The 16,756-nt window shown below is 43.5% G+C and carries 8 protein-coding genes; all 8 read left to right on the plus strand.

From position 1 onward, the window contains the following. Positions 1 to 74 precede the first annotated feature (74 nt). The 8 genes from ACFGVS_RS01180 (at position 75) to galA (ending at position 16,742) form a co-directional block, all read left to right on the plus strand. Positions 75 to 1,250: a glycoside hydrolase family 5 protein gene (locus tag ACFGVS_RS01180; RefSeq protein ID WP_274208698.1), complete on the plus strand. Its 1,176-nt coding sequence runs from the start codon at positions 75 to 77 to the stop codon at positions 1,248 to 1,250. Positions 1,251 to 1,427: 177 nt separating this feature from the next. After that, on the plus strand, positions 1,428 to 3,491 hold the full coding sequence (locus ACFGVS_RS01185; protein ID WP_439697122.1) for a beta-galactosidase: 2,064 nt from the start codon (positions 1,428 to 1,430) through the stop codon (positions 3,489 to 3,491). A 24-nt stretch (positions 3,492 to 3,515) separates the two neighbouring features. After that, positions 3,516 to 5,075, plus strand: a complete 1,560-nt coding sequence (locus ACFGVS_RS01190) for a GH39 family glycosyl hydrolase (protein WP_439697123.1) — start codon at positions 3,516 to 3,518, stop codon at positions 5,073 to 5,075. Positions 5,076 to 5,078: 3 nt separating this feature from the next. Beyond that, positions 5,079 to 7,280, plus strand: coding sequence for a glycoside hydrolase family 3 C-terminal domain-containing protein (locus ACFGVS_RS01195; protein WP_439697124.1), 2,202 nt, complete (start codon positions 5,079 to 5,081; stop codon positions 7,278 to 7,280). 295 nt (positions 7,281 to 7,575) lie between these two features. Beyond that, on the plus strand, positions 7,576 to 9,618 hold the full coding sequence (locus ACFGVS_RS01200) for a beta-galactosidase (RefSeq protein WP_274208694.1): 2,043 nt from the start codon (positions 7,576 to 7,578) through the stop codon (positions 9,616 to 9,618). A 138-nt stretch (positions 9,619 to 9,756) separates the two neighbouring features. Next, positions 9,757 to 12,126: a right-handed parallel beta-helix repeat-containing protein gene (locus ACFGVS_RS01205; protein ID WP_439697125.1), complete on the plus strand. Its 2,370-nt coding sequence runs from the start codon at positions 9,757 to 9,759 to the stop codon at positions 12,124 to 12,126. A gap of 13 nt (positions 12,127 to 12,139) precedes the next feature. After that, positions 12,140 to 14,227 (plus strand): discoidin domain-containing protein, encoded by a 2,088-nt coding sequence (locus ACFGVS_RS01210; RefSeq protein ID WP_439697126.1) that lies wholly within the window; start codon positions 12,140 to 12,142, stop codon positions 14,225 to 14,227. Between the two features lie 82 nt (positions 14,228 to 14,309). Further along, positions 14,310 to 16,742 carry a beta-galactosidase GalA gene (galA, locus tag ACFGVS_RS01215; protein WP_439697128.1) on the plus strand — a complete coding sequence of 811 codons (2,433 nt, stop codon included), beginning with the start codon at positions 14,310 to 14,312 and terminating at the stop codon, positions 16,740 to 16,742. Positions 16,743 to 16,756 lie beyond the last annotated feature (14 nt).

Genomic DNA, 16,756 nt, shown 5'->3' on the forward strand with positions numbered 1-16,756 from the left:
CAGATGATCTTTTAGGTAAAGATTAGGAGAAAATGAAAATTAAGTACTCTTTTAAAATAATAATATCTATAATAATGCTCGCGTCTTTTTCTTCATTAAAAAGCGCGAATGCTTACAATAGGAATGCGAGTTTCCCGCGGCCTGCTATTTATCCTTCTTATAACACCTCGCCAAAGGCCCCCGATTCAGCAGGAATGAAAAGCAATGCCGTTCAGCTCGCCGCTAAAATCAGGTTAGGGTGGAACATCGGCAATACTTTTGAAGCACCCGGCGGTGAAACAGGCTGGGGGAGTCCTATCATTACAGAAGACTATATAAAATTTGTAAAACAGCAGGGGTTTAACGCTATCCGCCTGCCATGCGCCTGGAATTTGACGCATTTAGCTGATAAAGACAAAGCGCGTATAGATACAAATTGGCTTAACAGGGTTAAAGAAGTAATAGGATATTGTGTGGAAAACGATATGTATGTTTTACTCAATATACATTGGGACGAGGGGTGGCTCGAAAACAATTGTACTACTGTTAAAAAAGAGTCTGTTAACGCGAAACAAAAAGCGCTTTGGGAGCAAATTGCAACAGCTATGCGCGATTTTGATGAACACCTGATGTTTGCCAGTGCCAATGAGCCGAATGCAGACAATGCGGAAAAGATGGCGACGCTCGCCAGCTATCATCAAACCTTTGTTAATGCGGTTCGATCCACCGGTGGCAGGAACAGTTACAGGGTGCTGGTAGTTCAGGGCCCTTCAACGGATATCGACAAAACAAACGACTTGATGACTAACCTGCCACTGGACCAGGTGGCAGCGCGGATGATGGTGGAGGTTCATTACTACTCGCCGTATCAACTTTGCCTGATGGACGGCGATGCCAACTGGGGCAAAATGTTCTATTATTGGGGGGCCGGGCACCACTCTGCAATAGAACCCAACCACAATGCCACATGGGGTGAAGAAAATGATGTGAATGCAACTTTCCACAAAATGAAGGCGAAGTTCGCCGACAAAGGGATTCCCGTTTTATTGGGCGAGTATGGTGCCTATAGGCGTAACAACAGCAAACATATCCCTTTAGATTTGGCAACGCATAACGATGCAGTGGATTATTGGCTAACTTATATTACTAAACAAGCTAAAGCTAACGGGATGCTGCCATTTTTCTGGGACACAGGTGGTGCTTTGGACAGGCAAAATTATTCCGTAAAAGATCAACGTACAATTGTAGCGCTTAATGCGGGAGCTAACTAAAATATTACACAGAAAAGGTGCAAATTACATTCGAATAATTGCAGAGTCAATATCACCTGCATCTATAACAAATGACATTATTGATAATGCTGAATGAAATTTATGGTGAAACAACTTAAAATAGCTTCTATAGAAAAGCCCGGGACCTTTTTGATGAGAAAATTAATAACTACAATTATGTTAGGGATCTTAATCCCTTCGGCTGCGCTAAAAGCACAGGAAGCCAGTCGGTTTTTCCCGGAAAAAGATTTGGTAACAACCGGTATCTATTATTACCCCGAACATTGGAGTGAAGCCCAATGGGAAAGGGATATTAAAAAGATATCAGACATGGGATTTGAGTTTGTTCACCTGGCTGAATTTGCCTGGTTCAAAATGGAGCCCGAAGAAGGCCGGTTTGATTTTACCTGGCTTGACAGGGTGGTGGGGCTTTGCACAAAATATCATCTCAAGGTGTTGCTATGCACACCTTCTGCAACCACCCCAACATGGATGCGGATAAACTACCCGGAGACGTTTGTTATGGACGGGCATTATATCCGGGCGGAAAATGGTACACGTGGGTTGGAATCAATGGTCAATCCCAAATTCCGTGGCTTTGTACAAAGAATAGTAGCAGAGATGGCTAAACGATACGGGCAGAACAAAAATGTAATGGGGTGGCAGGTAGATAATGAACCCGGTGCGGTATCTGATTATAGTCCGTCATCGCAGGAAGCATTCAGGGCCTGGCTGAAAAATAAATACAAAACCATTGATGCATTAAATACTGCCTGGGGTGCCGCCTTCTGGAGCCAGTGGTTTAATAGTTTTGATCAGGTTATCATCCCTAATACCAACCTGGTAGGCTGGTGGGGTAACAATCCTCACGCATTACTGGATTTTAAAAGATATTCGGCAGATGCCCAGGCTGAGTTTCTTGATTTTCAGGCGGAAGTTTTACGCAATTACGTTTCAAAGGCGCAATTTGTTACCACCAACTATACTGCCGTTTGCACCAGTTCAGATCCTAACCGTACCGCTAAACTGGATTTTGCAACATACACTGCATATCCAAACGGCGGTACTGATAATCTTGGCGAATCGGGTTTCCGTTTAGGCAATAGCGATGTTGTTCTTTTTGCTTCAGAATATTACAAATCTGTGGGTGGCGTGTCAGGCGTTTTGGAAATTCAGCCGGGCCCAGTTAATTGGGGAAGCTACAACCCCCTGCTTTTGCCGGGTACCGTTAGGCTATGGTTATACCACAGTTTTGTGGCTGGTGGAAAGATTGCCTGTTCGTACCGCTTTCGTCAAATCTTGTACGGTGCAGAGCAATATCATGCCGGTGTGATACAAACGGATGGTGTAACACCCTCGCAGGGCGGTAAAGATTACATGCAGTTTATGAAAGAAATAACAGAACTGAGAAGGAAATTTACCCCAGGCACTAAAATGCCCGCAAAGCTGGCCGCACGGTCAACAGCGCTTTTGTGGAACGTTGAAAATTACTGGAGCATTGACAGGCAAAAGCAGACAGGACAATGGAATACCTGGGATTACCCGGTAAAATTCCTTAAAACGGCAAGATCATTAGGTGCACCTGTTGATGTAATTCAGGAAACGGCAGATTTGTCGAAGTATAAGTGTGTAATCGTTCCCGCTTATGAAATGATTGATTCTGTATTGGTAAAAAAATGGAATGACTATGTAGCCAAAGGCGGCCACCTGGTTATTACCTGCCGCACGGGTACCAAAGATCGCAGAGGGCATTTTTGGGAAGGGGAGACCGCCTTACCAATTTCAAACCTGATTGGCGCCCATATAAGCCAAACCGATATGCTTTCGTCATACGGCAAAGGCGATATATTGATGAATTCAAATCATTACCCATGGCATAGTTGGGCGGATTTGCTTGTGCCAAATGATACTTCCGGTGTGCTGGCCACCTATAATAACCAGTTTTATAAAGGAAAAGCTGCTGTAGTAAAACACCGGATTGGCAAAGGCGATGTAACCTATATCGGTGTAGATACCGATGATGCTAAATTAGAAAAGGATTTGTTGAGGCAGATTTATAAAGATGCCGGCGCTACAACGGAGGATTATCCTCCCGGTGTATTTGTTTATTGGCGCGATGGCTTTTATACAGCATTAAATTACTCATCAGAAAATTACACGGTAAACCTGCCGGAAAAAGCAAAAGTTTTAATTGGGGAAAAAACACTAAAACCATCGGGCGTGCTCGTGTGGACAGAATAATTTTAATAAGAATTAACAAAACAGATGAAAAAAATAATTTGGGTATTGGTGGTTTCGCAATTCGCTTTTCTGGCAAATGTAAAAGGGCAAAGAGCGATTAATGTAGATTTAAACAAGACATCGGGTAAGCTTAATACCATGTTTAATACCTGTGTAGGTGCAGGCCGGGCAAATGAAGGGCTACGTGCCGACTGGCAGCAACAACTGGAATACGTAAGAAAACAATGTGGTTTCCGGTATATCCGCATGCATGGCTTACTTACCGATGATATGGCCGTGTATACCGAAGACTCAAAAGGGAAACCTCAGTATAATTATATGTATGTAGATGTCCTATTTGATTTTCTGCATAAAATTGGGATGAAGCCTTTTGTAGAACTGGGTTTTATGCCTAATGCCCTGGCAAGCGGCAGCCAGACAATTTTTTGGTGGCGTGGTAATGTTACCCCTCCAAAAGATTATAACAAATGGCAGGCGCTCATTACCAACCTTGTTCAGCATTTTACAGAACGATACGGTGCCGAAGAAGTAAAATCCTGGTATTTTGAAGTATGGAATGAGCCTAACTTATCTCCCGGATTCTGGACAGGTACACAAGCCGATTATTTTAAATTATACGATTATTCTGTAAAGGCGGTTAAAAGCGTAAACCCCGAATATAAAGTAGGTGGCCCAGGCACTGCAGGCGCGGCCTGGGTTCCCGAAATGATAAGCCATTGCAGCAAGAATAACATTCCAATCGATTTTGTAAGTACCCATTCTTATGGGGTAAACCAAGGCTTTCTGGATGAGTATGGTAATTCGGGCACGGTATTAAGTAAAGATTCGCTGGCCGTGAGTGGCGATGTGTTGAATTCCCGTAAACAAATCTCTCAATCAGCAAAACCTGGCCTGGAACTGCATTATACAGAATGGAGCGCATCGTACACACCGGCAGATCCCGTGCATGATAGTTATCATGAAGCCGCCTATATCCTGGAAAAATTAAAACAGGCTGGCAATGCGGCCAACTCCATGTCGTACTGGGTTTTTACGGATGTGTTTGAAGAACCAGGCCCACGGTTTACACCTTTTCATGGAGGTTTTGGTTTACTCAACATTCAAGGCATAAACAAACCGGCTTTTTATTCCTATAAGTTTATGAATAAACTTGGAGGAACGGAGTTAGCCAATACCGATAAACGCTCATGGATTTGCAAAAATGATAAAGGGGATATCCAGGCATTATTGTGGGATTATACCTATACTTTACCGGATTCTGTCAATAATCAATCTTATTACATAAAGAATTTGCCCGCCAAACCAAAAGGAAAAGTGAAAATAAATCTATCGCATGTACCTGCCGGAAAATATACTATGGAAATTTATAAAGTAGGGTATAGGGTGAACGATGCATACACTGGCTATGTGGATATGGGCAGGCCCGGACAGTTAAACAGGCAGCAGGTTGAAAAGTTAAAACAAGAAAATGGCTCTCCTGTCGCAAAACGGCAAATTGAAATCAAGCCTAATTCTGTGTATTCCCAAGAGCTTGATATCCGGGAAAATGATGTTATCCTGGTAAACTTTATTAAAAAATCTTAACCCATGAATGTAATGATATTTAAAATAGTGGTAAAAAGATGCTGCGTTATGCTTTCCAGTATGTTGCTGATGGTAGGAGTAACAAAGGCACAGCAAAGTTTGAGTAATAACAATCACGAACAAAAAATCCGTTCCCTCATCAGCCAGATGACATTGCTGGAAAAGGTAAGCCTGTTGCACGCCAATTCCAAGTTTTATGTATCAGGTATTAAAAGGTTAGGTATCCCCGAATTGGCGCTGAGTGATGGGCCGCATGGCGTACGTGCGGAAATTAACAGGAACGACTGGGCTTATTCGGGTTGGACGACTGATTCGGCAACCTGCTTTCCTCCGGGAACAGCCCTTGCGGCAACCTGGAATCCTCAACTGGCCTTAAATCAGGGCCTGGTGTTAGGTGAAGAAGCACGGTTCCGGAAAAAAGATGTACTGCTTGGTCCTGGTATCAACATTATCCGCTCGCCGCTTGGTGGCCGTAACTTCGAATACATGAGCGAAGACCCTTTGCTTATTTCAAGAATGGCCGTTGCCTATATCAAAGCCCTGCAGACCAAAGACGTTGCCGTGAGCGTAAAACACTGGTTGGCCAACAACCAGGAAACACATCGCGACTCTATAGATGTATACATGAGCGAAAGGGCCTTACGCGAGATTTATTTACCTGGCTTTAAAGCCGCTGTCACCGAAGGCGGAGCTTATACCGTTATGGCTGCTTACAATAAATTCAGGGGCGACTGGTGTTCGGAAAACGAATATCTCAACAGACAAATCCTTCGGAAAGAATTTGGATTTAAAGGTATTTTAATGACCGATTGGGCCGCGGCGCATACTACGGTAAAGGCTGCATTAAGCGGGCTCGACCTGGAAATGGGTACCGATATAAAAGATTACAACGAATGGTATTTTGCCAATCCGTTAATAAAAGCGGTAGAAGAAGGAAAAGTACCAGTATCGGTAGTTGATGAAAAAGTAGCGGACGTACTGCGTGTAATGTTCAAAACAAAGATGCTTGATGAAGGTAACCGAGAAAAGGGAAAAATGAATACGCCCGAGCATCAAAAGGCAGCTTATAATTCTGCTGCCGAAGCTGCGGTGTTACTTCAGAACAAGGGCGGTATTCTCCCTATCAATTTTAATAAAATACAATCGATTGCGATTATTGGTGATAATGCTACCCGGAAACATTGCGGGGCGGGACTTAGCTCCGAAATAAAAGCGTTATATGAAATAACGCCGTTACAGGCAATTAAGCAAAAGTTTGGCGCCAACGTAAAAATAAATTTTGCTCAGGGGTATGAAAAACAATCTACTTTTAAAGAAGGCAGCAACAAGGGCCAGGGAAATTCGGATAATGTTGACTGGAAATTGATTCAGGAGGCTGTGAAAATTGCCCGGGAATCAGATGTAGTTATCATTTTCGGCGGTTTAAATCATGATTTTGATACGGAATCTTTTGACAAACAAAATATGGACCTGCCTTATGGGCAGGAAGTTTTGATGCAGGAAGTGGCAAAAGCAAATCCTAACACCATTGTAGTAATGATTGCCGGTTCGCCTGTAAAATTAGCAGGCATTGTTAACCGTGTACCTGCTATTTTATGGTCGTGGTATGGCGGCATGGAGGCAGGCAATGCAGTGGCAGATATATTGAGCGGTAAGGTGAATCCATCCGGAAAATTACCATTTACATTGCCAGTTACGCTTGATCAGTCGCCAGCTCATGCATTGGGCAATTTTCCCGGAAAAGATTTGAAGGTAAATTACGAGGAGGATATTTTGGTGGGATATCGCTGGTTTGATACTAAGAAAATCCAGCCCCAGTTTCCTTTTGGATACGGGCTTTCTTACACTGGTTTCGTACTCAGTAATTTTTCGACAGACAAGAAGATCTATGAAAAGAATGATATCATCCATGCAAAATTCGTGGTTAAAAATATAGGTAGCCGTTATGGTGCCGAGGTTGTACAATTGTATGTAAGCGATCCTGTTAGTTCGGTGTTGCGTCCGGAAAAAGAACTCAAGGCTTTCGAAAAAGTTTTTCTACAACCAGGCGAAACGAAAACAGTTGAACTGGATGTAAAAGTTGGCGATTTAGCTTTTTACGATGAAACAAAAAAAGCTTGGAATGTTGAAGCCGGCGAATTTGTTCTTCAATTGGGTAATTCATCACGCAATATTTTAAAAACAGTAAAAATATCCGTTAAATAAACATCAACCTTGATACTGTCATACTCAGAAGCAATTTCCAATTAATAAACAAATGTCGGTTTTGTATAAAAGAAAGTCCCTTTAAATCAAACATTAGGGCATTCTTTAAGCTAAATTTGACTCACCAATTATCAATTCCTTATAATAAATTAAGTGGAGAACCAACTATTGACTGCGATGTGCCTTTCTGCCTGGATTTGCTAGGGCCTGCTCTACAAATAACAAAGGAATTTATTCTGCTTTAGGTAATTCATCACGTAATATTTCAAAAACGGTAAAAATATCAGTTAAATAAATGAAGATACAAATCAAACAGCTTTTGATAATTTCAACGCTGTTGCTTGCTACCTTGTCGATTAAAGCTCAGGAATTATATGTGGGCACCAACTATCATCCACACGATGATAAAGACCAGGAAAAAATAAAAAAGGACATTGGATTGATGAAGGCTGCCGGATTCAAGGTGGTTAGGATGGGCCACCTGGCCTGGGACAGTTATGAGCCCTCTGAAGGTAAGTTTGATTTTCAATGGTTTGATTTTGTGATGGACATGATGAATAAAGCAGGGATTAAGGTGGTCCTTGACATCGCTATTCGTCCGGCACCTATTTGGTTGCACCATAAATATCCCTCAATTGATGTTACCAGCCCAGCGGGCAATGCGCAATACCCTAACCATCGGTATATGGAAGATGTAGGTGATCCGATGTATCAAAAATACGCTGTGCGTTATGCGGATACACTTACAAAACACTATGCTAAACATCCGGCCCTATTAGCTTTTGGTGTCGATAACGAATCTGGCGACGGCCCTATTTCATACTCAGAAACGGTAAGAAAGAGGTTCGTGGTGTGGTTAATGAAGAAGTATGCTACCATTGACAATTTTAACAAGGCCTGGGCTACGCAACGCTGGTCAAGAAGGATTAACGATTTTGATGAAGTAGGGCTACCTGTAACCGGTGAAAAAAATGGCTCCCCGGAGAAAATATTGGATTTCAGGCGCTTTATATCTGACGAAGTTAACCAGATCTTATTTAAGGTACTCGACAAGGTTAATGCCAATGCACCCAATGCGCTAACTAATACCAATGCCTGGTATTACAGTGCGTTGAAGTATTTTGACTATTCGCAGATTGCTTATTCAGGCAAGATGTCACGGGGAGGGGCGGGCTTTTATCCGGGGAATTCTTTAACTACCAATTGGGGGGTGATGAATGCCTTGTTCGGAATTTCCCGTATTCAGTTTGAAAGTACAAACCCCTTCTGGTGCAGTGAATTTACTACAATGACCGCAGTTCCTAATTCGATCAGGAAATCGGCCTATGCCACGCTGATGTACGGCAATCAGGTGGTTTGCGGATGGACCTGGCAAAGTATGTGGTCGGGCGAAGAACAATACCTGGAAGGGATGCTTGACTGGGACGGAATTCCCAACCGCAAATATGACGAATACAAAAAGATAGCAACAGAGTTTAAAAAGATCGAAAAATACTTTCCTTACAAGGCCAGCCCGGAAGTTGGCTTAGCATTTTCATTCCCAAGTCAGATAGCCAGCAGCTCGTTCCCCGAGGCGCAGGACCAACAGTTACAGAGTTGCTGGAATCTGTTTTATAATCGTAATATGGATGCCAATGTTGTTGAGATCAGTAAAAGCCTATTAAAGTATAAATTACTTTTTGTGCCCGGTGTAACAGTAATGGATGAAACCACCGCCAATAAAATAAGGGATTTTGTAAAAAATGGCGGGACAGTGGTAATGACAAGTAATTCTGCCGTGGTTGACGAAACGGGGAGAGTATTTGCATCTACTCATCCGGGGCGTTTAAGCGATGTATTTGGAATACGGGTAGCCGGTTATGAAGAAACAGAGCCGATGAATGAAGTATCGCGCACATCGTTGAGAGGCAAAAAAATTGAACTAAATTACATAGGGAAAACTGTTGGAACAGAATCAACACGATTTGACGTTGTGGAATCCAAAGGTGCCGAAATTCTTGGAAGCATAACCAGCTTAGATAAAGATTACCCGATCATTACTTCTAACAAATACGGCAAAGGCAGGGCAATTTATGTAGGCTTGCCTGCAGGCGGCGATGTATTGGGCCCATTGCTTGATAAACTGATAGATGAACTGGGGATTAAAAAGGGCCCGCAGGTTCCTACGGGCGTTATGGCAAGGCAAATTGATAAGAACCATTTTTTATACCTGAACGTGACCGGAGAACCTAAAGAAATACCAATGAATGGGAAATCGCAGAGTATTCTGTTCGATAAAAGTTATACCGGCAATTTTACCATTGCACCGTACGAACCTGAGTTTATAGAGATAAAATAGCTTTAGTTTCTGGTATACTGAATAAACAAAAAAGATAATTGAATACATCCTGCAATCGATTGAGTATTATAAAATATTCGGCTAAAAAGGCGCGACTGGGCAATGTCAGCATACGGGGTAATTCTTAAACAGCGTTAAATGCAAAAAGTAAAATATTTAATAGTAACGGTGGTTTTATTCGCTGCGTTTCTGTGGCCGGCCGGCAGCAACGCACAAACCAATTTGTATGTCTCCCTCAGGGGTAATGATAGCAATCCGGGTACGCAAAGTAAGCCTTTTGCTTCTATAAACCGTGCAATGATCACGGCACGGAAAATTCCGGGAGCTATTTTCATCAGGCTTTATGGGGGCACATATCATTTGAGTAAACCTGTGGTATTCAGTCCTGCCGATTCCAGGAAGGATAATGAGCCCCTGACTTTGACGAGCGTTGATCGCCAGGAGGTGATCATAAGCGGCGGCGCTAAATTAGACGGCCTGAATTGGACAGCATACAAAAATGGTATCTGGCAGGCTAAGGTCGGTCATGACTTTGTTTTTGATGAACTGTTTGTGAACGGAAAATTGCAGCATATGGCCCGTTATCCAAACTATGATCCTTCGGCACAGTTTCTTGGTGGCGTAGCAGCCGATGCTATCAGCAAAGAACGGGCTGCAAGGTGGAAGTCGCCCGCGGGTGGGTATGTGCACGCATTGCACAGTGCCAGGTGGGGCGATTTTCATTATGTCATAACCGGGAAGGACAGCAGTGGTAACCCTATATTGGAAGGGGGCTGGCAAAATAACCGGCGTTCGGGTATGCATGAAAAATACCGTTATGTAGAGAATGTTTTTGAAGAGCTTGATACCGTCAACGAATGGTTTTATAACAAGAAAACGAAAATCTTATATTATTTCCCACCTAAAGGCCTTGATTTAAAAACTGCAAAGTTTGAAACGCCTCAGATTGCCCATTTATTTGAATTTAAAGGGACGGAAGAAAAGCCGGTTAAAAACATTGCTATCTCCGGGCTTACATTAACAGGAACGGTACGCACCTTTATGCAGAACAAGGAGCCCTTGCTGCGCAGCGACTGGACAATTTACCGGGGTGGGGCCGTGTTATACGAAGGAGCAGTACATTGCCGTCTGGAAAATTGTGTGCTGCATAATTTGGGCAACAACGCCGTTTTTTTTAGCAAATTCAACCGGGACTGTGAAGTGTCAGGGTGCGGGATTTCCGAAATCGGTGCAAGCGGCATTTGTTTTGTCGGCGACCCGGGTGCGGTGCGTTCGCCCAGCTTTGAATATAACGAGTACATACCACCGACAGAAATAGACCGTACGCCAGGGCCAAAAACAAACAATTACCCAAAAGACTGTAAAGTTTATGATAACCTGATGTTTAACCTCGGTTATGTAGAAAAACAATCAGCGGGGGTGGAGCTCTCCATGTGTCAGGACATTGTTGTAAGCCACAATACCATTTACGATGTACCCCGCGCAGGCATCAACGTAAGCGAAGGAACGTGGGGAGGGCATATCATTGAATATAACGATGTGTTTAATACCGTAAAAGAAACCGGAGACCATGGATCATTTAATTCCTGGGGACGCGATCGTTACTGGCAGGCCGATAAGAAAAAACTTGATTCAATTGTTGCCGAAAATCCCGGCATAGCACTCCTTGATGTGGTAAAGTCGATTATTCTTCGTAACAACCGGTTCCGCTGCGACCATGGTTGGGATATTGACCTGGACGATGGATCCAGTAACTATCTTATTTACAATAACCTGTGCTTAAACGGGGGAATCAAGCTGCGGGAGGGCGTAAATCGTGTTGTTGAAAACAATATCATGGTTAATAACACCTTTCACCCGCATGTATGGTTTAAAAATAGCCAGGATGTATTTCGCTATAATATTGTTGGGACGGGATACCTGCCTATCGGTATCTCTGCGTGGGGAAAAGAAATTGATTATAATACTTTTCCCGATTCTGTTTCACTGGCTGAAGCGCGCTTGCGCGGAACGGATAGTCATTCGGTACATGGCCCCCTAATTTTTGAAAATCCTGAAAAAGGGGATTTTCGCGTAAAAAAGGGCGCTGCCGCCTTGTCTGTCGGTTTCAAAAACTTCGCAATGGATAGTTTCGGTGTGGTTTCCGTGCGGCTGAAGGCCATTGCCAAAAAGCCAATCTTCCCGGCAATTGTAGTCACCGGTAATTTAAGCAAAGATGATACGATAGATTTCATGGGTGCCAGGATTAAAAACCTGAGCACAGCCGGCGAGCAATCTGCAACCGGCATGGATCAGATCAGAGGTGTGTTGGTGCTCTCTGTTGTCCATAGATCGGCCGCATCGGCATTCCTTCAGGCCAATGATGTAATACTGACTTTTAATCGCAGGCAGATTAACAACCTTAAAGATCTGCTGGAAGCCCGGAGTGCGGTTGCCGGGAAAAATACCGAAATAGTGGTCTTTCGCAACCAACACCAGTTGAAGCAAAAGATTGAATTAAAGATGTAATAAATATGAATTTATGAATAGAAATTTTTTCCTGGGAATTGTTTTTTCTTTATGGCCGGCAGTGTTTTGCAGCGCTCAAATCAGTGCGCCTAAACCATTTGGCCCGGTGCCAACCAGTAATCAACTGCGTGTGCAACAAATGGAATCTTATGCATTTGTGCATTTTTCATTGAACACCTATACCGATCAATCCTGGGGATTTGGTAACGAAGATGTGAATTTGTTTAATCCAAAAGATCTGGATTGCCGTCAATGGGCACGCACCTGCAAAGAAGCAGGTATGAAAGGAATCATCATTACCGCAAAACATCACTGCGGCTTTTGCCTTTGGCCATCAAAATATACGGCGTATTCTGTTAAAAATTCGCCATGGAAAAATGGCAAAGGCGATGTAGTGAAAGAAATGGCCGCGGCCTGTAAAGAATATGGTTTGAAACTGGGGATTTATTTATCGCCCTGGGACAGAAACAGCCCTGATTATGGCAAGCCCGAATACATTACCTATTTCAGAAACCAGCTTACTGAGCTGCTAACTAATTACGGGCCTATTTTCGAAGTATGGTTTGATGGTGCTAATGGCGGGTCGGGGTATTACGGCGGTGCTAACGAAACCCGTACCATCGACCGGACAACCTATTATGACTGGAAGAATACTTATGCCCTTATCCATAAACTGCAGCCAAATTGTGTAATCTGGAATGATGGCGGCGAGAGGGGCGATCTTCGTTGGGTAGGAACGGAAGCAGGTTATGTAGGCGAAACCAATTGGAGCCTGCTTAATGCTACTGGCGAAGTAACCTGGAATATGTTGCATCATGGTTTAGAAAACGGTAATGCATGGGTTCCCGCCGAAGTAAATACATCTATCCGGCCAGAGTGGTTTTATCATCCCGGTGAAGACACTAAGGTAAAAACGTTGCCCCAGCTGATGGAGACTTATTATCACTCCATTGGTCGTAATGCCACTTTCCTGCTTAACTTCCCTATCATGCCCAATGGCTTGATCAATGAACGAGATGAAAAAGCAGCCCAGGAATTTGGTAAAGCGGTTAAGGAAGCCTTTGCGGTTGACCTTACTAAAATAAAGAAAACAACCGCTTCCAATATTCGGGGCAACAATAAGGAATTTGGCGCCGGTAAAGCTGTCGATAATAATAAAGACACTTATTGGGCAACAGACGATGATGTAAAAACTGCTTCGTTGACTATCGATTTGGGCAAGCCAACTACATTCAATCGTTTCCTGGTGCAGGAGTACATCCAGCTGGGGCAAAGGGTGAAAGCATTCAAAGTTGAAGCCTTTGTTGATGGTAACTGGAAAGAAGTAGCCAACGCAACAACCATTGGGTACAAACGTATCCTTACTTTCCCGAGTGTGAAGGCAACAAAGATTCGGTTAAATATTACGGATTCAAAAAGTTGTATTGTTATTTCCAATATCGGTGTTTATGATGCGCCGCAGATTTTAACTACTCCTTCTATAATCAGGGACCAATCCGGTAAAATCATTATAACCCCGGCAGATAAGGAATCGGTAGTTTACTACACATTGGATGGAAGTGCACCTACCACGGCTTCAAAAAAATATACCGGGGCGTTTCAAACAGATGGGAAATTGGATGTAAAGGCAATTGCCGGCGACCCTGCCACGGGCAAAAGCAGCCCTGAAGTTGAGGAGAAATTTGACCAACCCCGCACGGATTGGAAAATTTTAGGAGTAAGCGACGAAAAGGCTAACGAGATTTTAGATGGAAATCCTGCTACAGTATGGCACCAGGGTAAGGACAAAAAAATGCCGGTTGATTTGGTGATCGACCTGGGAAAAGAAGAAAGCTTGTCGGGTTTCAGGTATTTGCCTGATCCGGGTTTGTGGGGCCCCGGCATTATCACCACCTATCAATTTTATGTATCTGCCGACAACAAAGAATGGAAACTGGTTGATGAAGGGGAGTTCCCCAATATTAAAAACAACCCGCTGATACAAATTAAAAGCTTTGCGGCCGTAAAAGCACGCTATATTAAATTGAGGGCTTTGAAGAATACGGAAGGCAACGATAATACAGGATATGCCGAAGTGGATGTAATTACAAGCCAACCCTAATGTTATCGTCCGGTCTTTAAGGAGCCGGTTATCTATTTAAATGATGAATACACATAGTCATACTAATAATCAGTTATTTAATATGCTACTGCGGGGGATTGCACTCTTGTTTGCAGCTTTATTAGCGTTAAATGCAACGGCCCAGAACACGCCATCGAAAAGGACAAAAGATAATTTTGACTTCAGCTGGCAGTTTCACAAAGGCGATATCGCTATCAAACGGGCAGTTAAAGCTGCTGGATATGGTGGCTTAACAGATATCAATGTCAAAGTTGAAACAAATAAAGAAGCCATTGTTGCTTATACCGATGTTGATAAAGCAGCAACATTTAAACCCGAAGACTGGAAGGAAGTAAACCTTCCGCACGATTGGTGTGTGGAGGGAACTTTTGTTAACGATAAATCAATCGGGAGTTCGCCTGCTGTCAGCGGATATTTGCCCGGTGGGATAGGTTTTTATAGGAAGGAATTTGAAATACCGGAAACCGATAAAGGAAAAAAAATATCCATTGAATTTGATGGAATTTTCAGGAACAGTACCGTTTGGGTCAATGGTCAGCTTTTAGGCACACACCAAAGTGGCTATACACCTTCAACCTATGATTTGACAGATGTTTTGCGCTACGGCAACGAAGGCAAAAATGTTATTCTTGTAAAGGTTGATGCTACCGAATACGAAGGCTGGTGGTACGAAGGGTGCGGAATTTACCGGCATGTTTGGCTCAATAAAACCGACAAGCTCCATGTTGACCGGTTTGGCACCTACGTTACTACATCTTTAGTTTCACCGGGTGAAGCCGCTGTAAACGTAAAAACCAATATTAAAAACGAATACGGTGTAGTTAAAAACATCACGCTCGTGTCTAAAATTGTAGATAATAAAGGAGCGGTGCTTGACACCAAAACTTCATCTCAGGTAATTGAGCCGTTTAGCACATCCGAACTTTCACAAAAAGCAGTTATTCAAAAACCCTTGCTTTGGGCGCCCGAAACACCAATTCTTTACAAAGTACTCACAGAAGTTTCTGAAAACGGGATTGTCATCGACAATTACGAAACAACTTTTGGGGTTAGGACTATCGAAATAAACCGGAATGGTGTATTTTTAAACGGGAAGCTTTACCCGGTGAAGGGCACTTGCAACCACCAGGATTTTGCCGGGATTGGCGTGGCCCTTCCTGATAAAATAAACGAATACAAATTAAAGTTGCTCAAAGAAATGGGCAGCAATGCTTATCGTTGTTCCCATCATCCGCCCACGCCTGAGCTGCTTGATATGTGCGACAGGATGGGGTTACTTGTATTGGATGAGAATCGTATGTTGTCCAGCTCTGAAGAAGGGGTAGCGGATTTGAAATCGATGTTGTACCGGGATCGCAACCACCCGTCGATATTTATGTGGAGTATGGAAAATGAAGAATGGATTCAAGGCACAGTAACCGGGGCCAGGATACTAAAAACACTGGTGGATGTCACGCATAAAATTGACCCGACCCGGCCTGTCACCGCTGCTATGAATCATGGACGGAACGAAGGTGGGTATAGCGATGTGCTGGATGTTGTGGGATATAACTATGGTGATAAGGGATTGGCGTATGTGAAAGACCATGAAAAATATCCCAACCGGGTTGAGTTTTGTACAGAGTCCACAAGTTTCATTTCAACCCGTGGAGAGTATCAGAACGATTGGGGAAAAGGTTTTGTATCCAACCTTGGGTTATGGCAGCCCAACTGGGGGCCGCTGCCTGGTGAAGACTGGGCGGACATTGTTAAATATCCCTATCTCGGCGGCTTGTTTGTGTGGACCGGTTTTGACTACCGTGGTGAGCCTACGCCATACCAATGGCCATGCGTTACCTCTCATTTCGGGTTTATGGATATATGCGGCTTCCCTAAAGACGGATACTACGCTTACAAAGCAGCCTGGACAAACGAGCCGGTGGTTCATATTTTCCCCCATTGGAACTGGCCCGGCAAAGATGGAGACAGCATAAAGGTACATTGTTACACCAACTGTGACGAAGTTGAACTATTCCTCAACGGAAAAAATATAGGTAAGCAAAAAGCAATTCCCTATACCAAACTGATGTGGAACCTTGTATATAAGCCCGGTAAACTGGAAGCCAGGGGATATAAAGGCGGAAAGTTGGTGACCAAAGACGTTGTTGAAACAACAACAGCGCCTGCCCAGTTAGCCTTGAAGAGCGATTGCGGCATACTTAAAGCAGATGGTACAGATGTGGCTGTTATCCAGGTGGCAATTAAAGATGCCAAGGGAAGGGTAGTTCCTACAGCGGCGAACCTGGTAAAGTTTTCAATTGAAGGCCCGGGAACAATTATTGGCACAGGTAACGGTAACCCCAGCAGCCATGAACCGGATAAAGCCAGCCAGCGGATGGCCTTCAACGGATATTGCCTGGTGCTGGTGCAATCAAATAAACAGGCCGGGGAGATTCGGTTAAAAGCCTCTTCCGAAACCCTTAAAGGAACTGAAGTTGTTATTAAAGTCCAATAAGGTTAAAATATTAT

The sequence above is a fragment of the Mucilaginibacter sediminis genome, assembly GCF_051903035.1.
In the GTDB taxonomy this organism is placed as follows: Bacteria; Bacteroidota; Bacteroidia; order Sphingobacteriales; family Sphingobacteriaceae; genus Mucilaginibacter.